The sequence below is a fragment of the Streptomyces sp. NPDC007205 genome, from assembly GCF_040634095.1.
Taxonomy (GTDB): Bacteria; Actinomycetota; Actinomycetes; order Streptomycetales; family Streptomycetaceae; genus Streptomyces.
In genome coordinates this window covers 1-10,216 of sequence record NZ_JBEYEW010000082.1, presented here as the reverse complement: position 1 = coordinate 10,216, position 10,216 = coordinate 1, and the positions used below count along the sequence as shown (strand labels likewise).

Annotated in this window: 9 protein-coding genes and 2 pseudogenes; 5 read left to right on the top strand and 6 right to left on the bottom strand. The window is 65.8% G+C overall.

Annotation, left to right across the window (positions count from 1 at the left end):
• Nucleotides 1–213 precede the first annotated feature (213 nt).
• Nucleotides 214–351: pseudogene (locus ABZ624_RS40750) on the bottom strand (IS6 family transposase); the annotation flags it as partial.
• 587 nt (nucleotides 352–938) lie between these two features.
• Between ABZ624_RS40750 and ABZ624_RS40745 the strand changes: the two are divergent.
• The 4 genes from ABZ624_RS40745 to ABZ624_RS40730 all read left to right on the top strand — a co-directional run bounded on the left by ABZ624_RS40745 (nucleotide 939) and on the right by ABZ624_RS40730 (nucleotide 3,750).
• Nucleotides 939–1,355 carry a transposase gene (locus tag ABZ624_RS40745; protein ID WP_360100364.1) on the top strand — a complete coding sequence of 139 codons (417 nt, stop codon included), beginning with the start codon at nucleotides 939–941 and terminating at the stop codon, nucleotides 1,353–1,355.
• A 3-nt stretch (nucleotides 1,356–1,358) separates the two neighbouring features.
• Complete coding sequence (locus ABZ624_RS40740) at nucleotides 1,359–1,670, top strand: transposase (RefSeq protein ID WP_360100367.1); 312 nt, start codon at nucleotides 1,359–1,361, stop codon at nucleotides 1,668–1,670.
• Between the two features lie 294 nt (nucleotides 1,671–1,964).
• Nucleotides 1,965–3,134 carry an FAD-dependent oxidoreductase gene (locus tag ABZ624_RS40735; RefSeq protein WP_360100361.1) on the top strand — a complete coding sequence of 390 codons (1,170 nt, stop codon included), beginning with the start codon at nucleotides 1,965–1,967 and terminating at the stop codon, nucleotides 3,132–3,134.
• Nucleotides 3,135–3,300: 166 nt separating this feature from the next.
• Nucleotides 3,301–3,750, top strand: coding sequence for a hypothetical protein (locus ABZ624_RS40730; protein ID WP_360100358.1), 450 nt, complete (start codon nucleotides 3,301–3,303; stop codon nucleotides 3,748–3,750).
• A gap of 83 nt (nucleotides 3,751–3,833) precedes the next feature.
• Here ABZ624_RS40730 and ABZ624_RS40725 read toward each other — a convergent pair.
• Nucleotides 3,834–5,208, bottom strand: a pseudogene (locus ABZ624_RS40725) (IS1380 family transposase).
• Between the two features lie 318 nt (nucleotides 5,209–5,526).
• On the opposite strand from ABZ624_RS40725, the gene ABZ624_RS40720 reads away from it, so the two are divergent.
• Entirely contained in the window at nucleotides 5,527–5,859 is a 333-nt protein-coding gene (locus ABZ624_RS40720; RefSeq protein WP_360100355.1) for a hypothetical protein, read from the top strand.
• A 17-nt stretch (nucleotides 5,860–5,876) separates the two neighbouring features.
• On the opposite strand, the gene ABZ624_RS40715 is transcribed toward ABZ624_RS40720, so the two are convergent.
• The 4 genes from ABZ624_RS40715 to ilvB form a co-directional block, all read right to left on the bottom strand.
• Nucleotides 5,877–6,269 (bottom strand): cupin domain-containing protein, encoded by a 393-nt coding sequence (locus tag ABZ624_RS40715; RefSeq protein WP_360100352.1) that lies wholly within the window; start codon nucleotides 6,267–6,269, stop codon nucleotides 5,877–5,879.
• Nucleotides 6,270–6,400: 131 nt separating this feature from the next.
• Complete coding sequence (locus tag ABZ624_RS40710; protein WP_360100349.1) at nucleotides 6,401–6,649, bottom strand: hypothetical protein; 249 nt, start codon at nucleotides 6,647–6,649, stop codon at nucleotides 6,401–6,403.
• A gap of 41 nt (nucleotides 6,650–6,690) precedes the next feature.
• Nucleotides 6,691–7,440 carry a transposase gene (locus ABZ624_RS40705; protein ID WP_360100346.1) on the bottom strand — a complete coding sequence of 250 codons (750 nt, stop codon included), beginning with the start codon at nucleotides 7,438–7,440 and terminating at the stop codon, nucleotides 6,691–6,693.
• Between the two features lie 222 nt (nucleotides 7,441–7,662).
• Complete coding sequence (gene ilvB / locus ABZ624_RS40700) at nucleotides 7,663–9,474, bottom strand: biosynthetic-type acetolactate synthase large subunit (protein WP_360100343.1); 1,812 nt, start codon at nucleotides 9,472–9,474, stop codon at nucleotides 7,663–7,665.
• Between the last annotated feature and the right edge of the window lie 742 nt (nucleotides 9,475–10,216).

The window sequence follows — 10,216 nt, the reverse complement described above, 5'->3', positions numbered from 1 at the left end:
CCACTCCCGCAACTACCTGGCCTTTCTCGGTCTCGCCGCCGCCCTGTGCTGCTACAAGCGACTCGTCCGCCTCACCACATAGGACACCGTCTAAGAACCCCGTGAGTAGGCCTCCGGCACCGTGGCCACGACCGCCTGGACCAGAAACCGACCGGATCACCGGAATACCTCAACTCGCGCTCCATGTGCTTGAAAAGTCCGATCGCACTACAGCCGGATCGCCTCGTAGGACACATGGATACCGCGCTCGAACAGCAGCTCTTCCATATCACGGAAGGACATCGGGAAACGGTGGTACAGCCAGACCGCGTACGCGATGCTCCGGCGGGAACCGGAAGCCCCTTGATGCAGGGGTGCAGCAGTGTCCACCAGCAGGACTCCCAAGACGATCTACACCAAGATCATCTATCCCGCTCCTCAACTTGATTCACCGGGGATTCCGTTGTTGACGACGCGTTTCACAAGAGCGCAAAGCTGCCCGGAGTGCACCATTTTCACTGTCGGGACGGCTATACAAGGCGGCACCTGAGGAGGTGGACTGTCGGAGCCTGAACCGGAAATGCTGGGAAAGTGCACGACCGAAGGTGGAGAGCGGGGCGGAGCAAGATGATTACACGAAGCGCGGTGATCGCAGGAATCGGAGTCTGCCTTCCTTCCCGGATCGTGAGTGATGACGACCTGACGTTGACGCTCGACACATCAGATGAATGACCCGCAGCTGAACAAATATTCGCCAGCCCCGTTGGGGCGGGGTGAGGACAGTGATGTCCGATCTGGCGGCACGTGCCGGGATCAGTCTGCTGGGTTCGGCAGCTGGCACGGCACCCGAGGCGGTCATCCGGGCCACGACGACCGGCGATCGGAGTTGTCCCACGATGGCGACAAGTGAGGGACTGTAAGAAAAAACGGTGTAATTCCGATCAAGGAAGAGTGCACTTGTGACCATCGAGAACTTAGCCAAGACGCCCGTGTCAGGGCCTGTGCCGGCGGCAGCCGATGACTGGTTCATCGAGGAGCTCGTGGCCCGGGCACAGTTGGAGGGCCTGCAGCTGACTGGTGAGGGCGGATTGCTGCAGCAGCTGACGAAACGGCTTCTGGAGTCCGCTTCCGAAGGGGAGATGAGCGATCGCCTCTGCTATGACCGTCACGATGCGGCGGGGAAAATCGGCGGTAACTCCTGCAATGGCAAGCGATCCAAGCCCGCTGCCACGGACGTCGGCCCGGTCGAGATCGAGGTGCCGCGGGACCGCGAGGGATCGTTCGAGCCGCAGATCGTCAAGAAGCGGCAGCGCCGGCTGACCGACGCCGACGAGTTGGTGCTGTCCCCTGTCCGCGAAGGGCCTCACCCACGGTGAGATATCCGCTCACCTCGCCGAGGTCTACGGGGCGTAGGTGCCAAGCAGACGATCTCCACGATCACTGACGCTAGATCCGGCGGGATCGTCTGCACCTCCAATGCCATCGAGTCGGTGAACGCGCGGATACGCCGGGCTGTTCGGGCCCGCGGTCGCTTCCCTACCGAGAGCGCTGCCCTGAAGTGCATCTGCCTCGCGGTCATGCCCCTCGACCCGACCGGAACCGGGCGCAAACGATGGACGACCAGGTGGAAGCGGGCCCTGCAGGCCTTCGACATCGCTTTCGACGGCCGCCTCACACACAACCGAATCTGACCGACGAAACCAACCCAGTTACACCGTTTACTTCAGAACCGCTGACCGTCGAGCGCGTACGCATCGCGACGATTGGACACGGTGAGCAAAGATTTCGCGCGGGCAGGAAAGATCCGGCGGCGGCTTGCAAGCGGGAGGTGACAACCATGGGTGTGCCACGCAGGCTCTTCGTACCGGTCCTTGAGATCCCGAGCCTGATTCTACAAGTGACTCGACCGTCTGAGCGGCTCCCAGGGCTCGGTAGCCCTGTTGTCCTGTCCTTATGGTGAGTTGACAGAAAGCGAGTAACGCATTATGAAGCAGTCATCTGATTCGAGTTCGGCGGTTTTGGTGATCGGTGGTGGTGTCAGCGGGCTGACCACCTCGCTGGTGTTGGCCCGGCGGGGGCACCGAGTGCGGCTACTGGCCGCGAGCTCCGCTGAGCAAACAGTATCCACCGTAGCCGGCGCGCTGTGGGAGTTTCCGCCCGCCGTGTGCGGACAGCATGGCAATCCCCTATCTTTGTCCAGGTCTAAGGCTTGGTGCGTGAGCTCCTACCAAGAATTCGAGCGAATCGCGTCCCAGGGCCCACAGACTGGGGTGCGCATGGTAGAAGCCGACTTCTATTTCACCTCGCCGGTGAAAACCGACCGGGTGGAACGGGGCAAGCTCGCTGAACTCACGAGCCTGTCGGAACGCGGAGTGCTCCGGGAGCTTCGGATTCTGTCCGATGATGAACTGGCGGCTGTCCCAGAGCGGTTCGGCGTGGTGGAGGGATACCGCATCGTCGTGCCGGCCATTGACACTCCTCGGTACATCCCTTGGTTGCGGCGGAAAGCAGTGGCGGCCGGGGTGGAGCTAGTACGTTCCGGCTGCAGCGGACCGGCGCAGCGGGTGACGGGCCCGCTCATCCCTCAGGAGGCGCGGCTTCGTCGAGCCTTCGGAGTGGATGCGATCGTCAACTGTGCTGGGATGGGCGCGGCCGAACTTGCGGGTGCAACTATGGTGCCGCTGCGCGGGCTATTATGGCGGATTCCCCGGGCTCTGTTCCCTGACGGTGTCGGCCCTCAGCGTGCCTGCGTGATGGCCAAGAGCCGCCATGCGCAAGACATGGTCTTCGTGGTACCACGAACTGACGAAGTGGTACTCGGTGGCCTGGTCGAGCCTTCCGAATATGACGTGTCCATAGGTAAAGAGTATGAGCCCGCACGACAAATGTTCGAGAGGTGCCGAGAATTTCTGCCGGAGTGGCTCGGCCCCCTCTGCTTGGACGATCCACGTATTCAACCGACGGTGGGACTGCGCCCGTACCGGCTGGAGAACGTGTGCGTAGCACGCGACTACGGCTTCAATATCACTCACAACTTCGGACACGGCGGGTCCGGTTTCAGCTTCTCCTACGGTTGTGCAGAGGAAGTGGCCGATCTGGTCGAATCTTATGCGTCACCCGCATTAACCTCTCTCCACAATGCTGCGGTCGATTGAATTTTTGCTGATCTAGCGACCTCGTGCATGGTTGCGCCGCGTGTCAGACTTTCTGGCACAGGGGTTTGTTTAGCCTCCGTGAGTACGAGGAGAGCCTGATGTCCCGTCCGCCGCGGTTCCCGGTGGAGCAGAAGATACGGATCGTCTATCGGTCCTGTCCGGAGAGATGACGGCCGCTGACGCGGCCCGGAAGTACAAGACGTCACAGACGTCGGTGGCTAAGTGGCGTGGTCAGTTCCTGGAGCCCGGCAAGACCGGTCTCGCCGCCGTGGGCAGCCGCTGTAGCTCGGGCTGGGAGGAGCGGCTCGAGGCGGAGATCGAGGAGCTGAAGACCGCGCTGGGCAAGGCCCTGTCCGGTTTGCCCCTGATCTTCATTCTCGCAACCCTCGCAAAACAGCTTTCGCGCAATGCCCCTCGCGATAGGTTCTGCGCCATGCCAGAGCTCGCCGAACCGATACGCCGGCGACGAGACTGCCACCGACCTCATCCTCACCAGCCGCCGCATGGAACCTTGTCGCCGACAGCACCCGGACCGTTAACCTCGATCTTTCATGACGGTCCGTCGGCTTCTTCGGCGGACCGTTTCGGTTGTTCGGGCTGGTGGTGGCCGTGCTGATGGCCCGGCTGTCGCGTCGGGTGGGCGCCGGGTTCCACGGCTCCGGTCGGGTGGTGCTGCTCGCTGGAGCGGGAACTGGCTGGTCAGCCTGGGTTCGGGAGAGCCCCGAGCCGGGCGATGGCGTCGGTGATCAAGTCGGTCCAAGGCCAGTGGGGTGCGAACCTCAGGCGCCGGCGGCGGGCGGTCGTGACGAGCTGGGCGGCGGCGGAGAAGAGGCGGAGCCGGAGACGACGGGGCTCCCACCTGCGGGTTTTGCCGGTCAGAGCGAGCATGGGCATCCAGGCCAGCAGGTCGAGGGCGATCTGGACGATCTCCAGTCAGATCTGGTTCTGAGCGGTGTCGTGCAGGGGCAGGTTGCGCAGGCCGGTGGCGCGGGCGGCGCGGATGCGGTCCTCGGCTCGTGTGCGTTGGCGGTGGCGCAGTTCGAGTGCGGCGATCGGACTTCCGGTGGTGTTGGTGGCGAACGCGGTGAGTCGCAGGCCGTCGGCGTCGGTGAACCGCAACTGGGCGCCGGGGTGGGGTCGTTCCTTGCGGACGATCAGCCGCATCCCCTTCGGCCAGCCGCCCAGGACATCACCGGCCAGTTCGGCGACCCAGGCGCCCTCGCGGATCTCACCTTCCGGTTCGACGGCGGGTGTCCACGCGGCGGCCGGAACCTTGAGGACAGCCTGGTGCATGGCATCGGTGACGGTCATACCGACCGAGTAAGACAGCCACCTGCCCCGCTGGGCGAGCCCGGCGACGAATTCGTGGGTGCCGCCCGCGGAGTCGGTACGGATCAGCGTCCGGCGCCCACGCCGGTAGTTCTTCGGCAGCTGGCCAGGGCTAGTTGGGCGGTAGTGATGTGGTCGGCGCCGGTATTGCTGCCCGCGTTCCCGGGCCGCAACAGCGCGGCCACCGGCTCTCCGGTGCCGCCGCTTCCGTGATCGACGAAGCCCATCAGCGGGTGGTGGCCGTAGGTCTTCTTCCAGGTCGCGGTGGCGTCCTGCTTGTCGGAGTGGGCCAGCACCAGCACCCCGTCCAGGTCCACGATCACCTGCCCTGAGGCGTCCGGCGACGAGGCTGCGGCCAACCTCCAGACACGCTCGCGCGCTTCGGCCCGTGCTGACCGGATCGCTGTCAGGGCCTTCGGGCCGGCCGCGGCGAGGGTGTCGATGAGGCGGGAGATGGTCGGGTTGGAGGCCACCGGGCCGAACACGGCCGCCTCGGCCCGCAGCACTCCGACATCCGCGAGGCAGTCCCCGCCCAGCGCGACCGCGAGGGCCACATCCAGCACGGTCTTGCCCGGATCGTGCACCACCCGCGTCTTCCGCCACGGCGCCAACGCCGCTGTATCGCGGTGCCCAACCCGGACTTGCGGACGGTCTCGACCAGCAGCACACCCCCGGCCTGGGAGACCACCGACCGGCCGCCGCCCTCGATGCGGACGCGCGGGTACGACCCGATACGCTTCTTCACCTGAGAAGTGCTTCTTTCCACGGCACGATCTGGACCCTCGACAAGTCCTATTGTTGCAGGTCAGGAGACTTCTCGCGTTTTGATCACGCTTCGGAACAGCCCACCGCGTGAAAGCCCGAGGCTAACCCACTCGGAGACCACCTCACCAGCAATTTTCCCGGCCTGAAGCGGACCCTCGACCTCACCAACACAGGGCCCCTGAGCCTGCTCGGCGGCTATCAGACTCCGGCCGCCATCCGCCGACTGGGCACGAAGCGGCTGGAGGCCTGGCTCCGCAACCACAAGGTCCTCCGCGCCGAACAGCTCGCCGAGACAGCAGTGCAGGTCGCCGAGCGCCAGGACACCAGCCTGCCGGACGAGAAGCTGACCGCCCAGATGGCCCACACGCTGGCGAGGGAGGTCATGGCCCTCAACCAGCAGGTTGCCGAGCTCGATACCCCCATCGAGGCTCGGTTTCCCGAACCACACCTTCGAGGTGATCACACCAGCATGCCCGGCCTGGGCGTCATCCTCGGCGCCGAGTTCCTGGCGCGCATCGCCTGTGTGGGGAGCGGTGGCATGGCGCGTGACCTTCGCGGCGGCGCGCGCGCCGATCCGGGGGACACGTGCTCGTCCTCGCAGCAACTCGTGAGGGCGGGCATCGGGCCTTGACCGGCACTACTGTCACGTCACTCAGGGGCTGATGCGGGGATAGTGAGGGCATGTCCCTTGGGGGTGATGTAGAGGGCTAGGAGTCTGGTCGGCAGGTCAGGGCCAGCGGTACCGCAGTGGACGTACCCGGGGCCGGACGGTTCGACGAAGGCGTCTCCGGCACGATAAATGCGGGTTTCTCCGCCGGGCCCGCGGTGGTGGAGTTCGCCGTGCTCGACGATGGCGATGAGGGTGCCTGGGTGGTAGTGCCAGCCGGTGCTGCTGTTCGGCGGGAGCTCCAGGCGGCACAGGACGAAGGTGCAGTTGTCATACTGCGGTTGTGGGTAGTGCGCGGTGACAGCCTCGACGAGGGTGTCGGTCTGCGGGGTGGTCAGGACGCCCCGCCTGGCACGACGTGCCAGGCGGGTCACTCGCGCACCGGGGAAACAAGACATGGGTGGTCCCTCACGTGTTCTGGTGGGCTGGGTAGCCGACGGACAGGCGTGGCGTCGGCGCGAGGGGTGAAGCTCCTATAGGTCCTCAAGCGCTCTGCGGGAGCGGTTCAGTGGGTTTGGATCCCGTGGGGCAGGTGGCGGTAGACCTCGCGGGCGACGAACCGTTTCAGGCAGCGGACGATGTCCTTCTTGACCATGCCTTCAGCGGTTCGCCGGGCGGCGTATTCCTGGGTGAGCTGGTCGTACTGCATGCGGACCAGCACGATGATGTGCAGGGCGTTGTTGGCCGCTCGGTTGCCGCCGCGGTGGAGGCGGTGGCGGTTGATGCGGCCGGCGGAGGCCGGGGGGGCCCGCACAGGTGGGCGAAGGCAGCTTCGGAGCGGAGCCGGTCAGGTTGTCACCCGCGCTGGCCAGCAGCTGCCTGGCAGTTTCCGGGCCGACGCCGGGCAGGGCGATGAGCCGGGGGGCGGCCTGGGTGACCAGCGGCCCGATCTCCCGGTCCGCGTCCTTGATCTCCTCGTCGAGTACCTGGTAACGGCGGGCGAGTCTGCGCAGTGCTGTCTTCACCGCCCAGGCCGGGTCGGCGAGTTCGCCCGTGCGAGCGGGAGCGGGCCAGAGTCTCGACCAGCTCCGTCGTGGACAGGCCGCGCAGCTTGTCCCGGACGCTGGAGGGGGCAGTGACGATGAGGGTGCGGATCTGGTTGATCGCCTGGGTGCGAGCCTTGAACGCGCTTTTGCGGACCACCCGCAGGGACCGGATCGCCTCCACTGTCCCGTTCCTCGCCTTCGGGGTCCCGCCGGCCAGGCTGGACAGCACGGCGGTCGCCGCCGCACAGGCGTCGATGGGGTCGGACGTACCGTTGTCCCGTCTGGCCTTGCGGTCGGGACGGTCAACCTCCACCACAGTGATGCCGTGTGCGGTCAAGAACCGGGCGATCTCGGCGCGGTAGGCGCCGGTCCTCTCGACACCGAAGGCGAGGACGTCGCCGTGCGAGCGCAGCCGGTCCATCAGCCTGCGGTAGCCGTCCGGAGTGGTCTCGAACTGCTCGGTGGCTAGGTGCCGGCCGATGCTGTCGATGACCGCGGCCTGGTGAAAATCGGCGTGGGTGTCGATCCCACCGATCAACACTATGTCCTGTGCTGCCATGCAGTTATGTACTGCCCTTCCGAGGCGCACCGATGGGAGGGCACGTGCCGGTCGGGCAAACGGACGGACCTTTCGCAGGGCTCCTATGAAGTCACAGACGCCCGACCGGCCACGCGCCAGGCGGCACCGCCCGGCAGGCCGACGATTCACAACAAGGACAGCCGAAACGTCAGTCAGCCGGAGAGTCAGACCCCCGAGCAGTGCCATGGCTAATCCTCACTGTCAGTCGGAGTCGCCGAAGTCGGGGCGGGTGCCGCGGGCGATGAGGATGTCGTCGTTGGAGGCGCCGGCGGGGACCATCGGCCAGACCATGTCGTCGGCACTGATGGCGAAGTCAACGACGACGGGCACGTCATCGATCGCCATGGCCTTCTCCAGGGTCGGGCGGATGTCGCTCGTACTGGTGCAGCGCAGCCCCACGCATCCCATGGCCTGAGCGAGCGCGGCGATGTCGGGCACGCGACGGCCGAGCGTGGTGGCGCTGTAGCGCTGGGCGTAGAAAAGGGACTGCCACTGGCGAACCATGCCAAGAGAGCCGTTGTTGAGGACGGCGACTTTGATGGGAATGTTCTCCGTGGCGCAGGTGATCAGTTCCTGGCTGGTCATCTGGAAGCAGCCATCGCCGTCGATGGCCCACACGGTTGTTGTCGGCAGAGCGATTTTCGCGCCCATCGCGGCAGGAATCGCGAACCCCATGGTGCCAGCACCGCCGGAGGTGATCCAGCAACGCGCATTGCGGGCGGGCAGCAACTGGGCGGCCCACATCTGGTGCTGACCCACTCCGGTGGTGAACACCGCCTGTTCGGGGCAGACAGCCGCGAGCTGTTCGAACACTGCCTGTGGTGTGACGGTGCCGGGCACGGGATCCATGGTGGTTCCCGGCCGACACTCGGTACGCCAATGCTGCAGGGTGCGCCACCAAGGAGCCATACGGGCCCGTTGGCGCGGTAGCGTGCCCTGCAGTGCGGCGGTCAGAGCGGTCAGTGCGGCCCGGGCGTCCGCGTGCAGGGCCACGTGCGCGTGTCGCAGTTTCCCGATCTCTGTCGGGTCGATGTCGATGTGGATGACCTCTGCCCCGGGAGCGAACGTGTCGATCCTGCCCGTGACCCGGTCGTCGAACCGAGCCCCAACGGCCAGAATCAGGTCACTCCGCTGCAACGCCATCACCGCCGGCACAGTCCCGTGCATGCCCGGCATGCCAAGGTTCAGCGGATGGTCGTCAGGGAGGATCCCGCGTGCCATGAGAGTGGTCACCACCGGTACGTCCAGCAACTCGGCGAGTTCACGCAAGGCGCCGTCTGCCTGTGAAGCCACCGTTCCCCCGCCCGCGTACAGGACCGGGCGCGTGGCGCGCCGCAGTAGGTCGCCGGCCTGGCGGACGCGCTGCGGGTCCGGTTCGCGCCGTGGATGGCCGTCGGGCGCGGAGGCGCGGTCAGGGCAAAAAGCCGAGGCATGGTGAGGGGCGCTGCCCTGCAGTGCGTCCTTGGTAATGTCCACCAGGACCGGACCCGGTCGTCCCTCCAGCGCTATATTCAGTGCCGCCGTGACCGCCTGAGCCACCTGATCGGCCCGAGTGACCCGGAAGACCCCTTTCGTCACCGGGCCGACGACAGCAGCGATATCCACTTCCTGGAACGCGGTGGTGCCCAGCAAATGACTGGGCACCTGGCCGGTGATAGCGACGAGAGGGGTGGAGTCCAGGCGGGCGTTGGCCAGCGGCGTCACCAGGTTCGTCGCCCCGGGCCCCGAGGTAGCCACACAGACCCCTACCCGGCCCGTCGCCCGCGCAAATCCCTCGGCGGCGTGCCCCGCCCCCTGCTCGTGCCGGACTAGGACATGCCGCACTGCCTGGGAGCACAGCAGCGCGTCGTACGCAGGCAGAATCGCGCCCCCCGGAATACCGAACACCACATCGACCGCGGCTCGTTCCAGAGCCTGTACCAACTGCTCGGCACCGCTCGCCTTCGGCGATACCGGCGTCCCCTGCTCGTCACCGGCGACCAGATAGTTCTGGCCAGCATCCGGCATCGTCATCACTTACCCCCACCCCGACTTGCCGAGAAGAGGGTCCCCCCGGCTCAAAACCATACGCTGGGCCTTGCCACGCGCGCTGGACAAGGGCACCAGTCCACGGATGTGCTAAATGTGTTGAACGCTTGCCCGGTCGTGGCGGTAAAACGAAGTCGTGGGATCTGCCAAACGGGCGGCTCTGTTTCCGTAGTCGGTGGTGGCGCTGGGTCTGTGCCTGTGACCGTTTGGCAGGTTGACTTCAACCTGCCGTGGTATTTTTTGGTTTGCCGACGCTGGTCGTCGAGGATGTTGTGGTTGGCAGCGATGTGGTCCGGGTCAGGGCCCGGACGCGGGATGTCCCGGTGCCTTGCCCTGTATGCGGGGTGTCGACGGGGAACGCGCACAGGTGCCACCGCCGGACGGTATGGGACATGCCCGTGGATGGCCGCTGAGTGGTGGCCCGCGTCCGTGTCGACAGCTGTTCTGCCCGGTCCTGGACTGCCGACGGCAGACCTTCCGCGAGCAGACGGGCTTTCCCGTGATCGGGACACCGGTTGTCATGCGGCGGTGGTCAGCGTAATTGGAGAGCCGCTGTTCCACCCGCCGTATAGGCACAGCCGTCCAAGCCGTCCACATCCTGCTGACCTGCACATCCTCAGGATGAAAACAGTTCAGTGAACCGTTTTCATCCTGTCCTGCTGGGGTGAAGGTGCAGGTCAGCGGGTGTGGGGTGACGAGACGAGGCTCCTGGTCGTTGCGGTGGTGT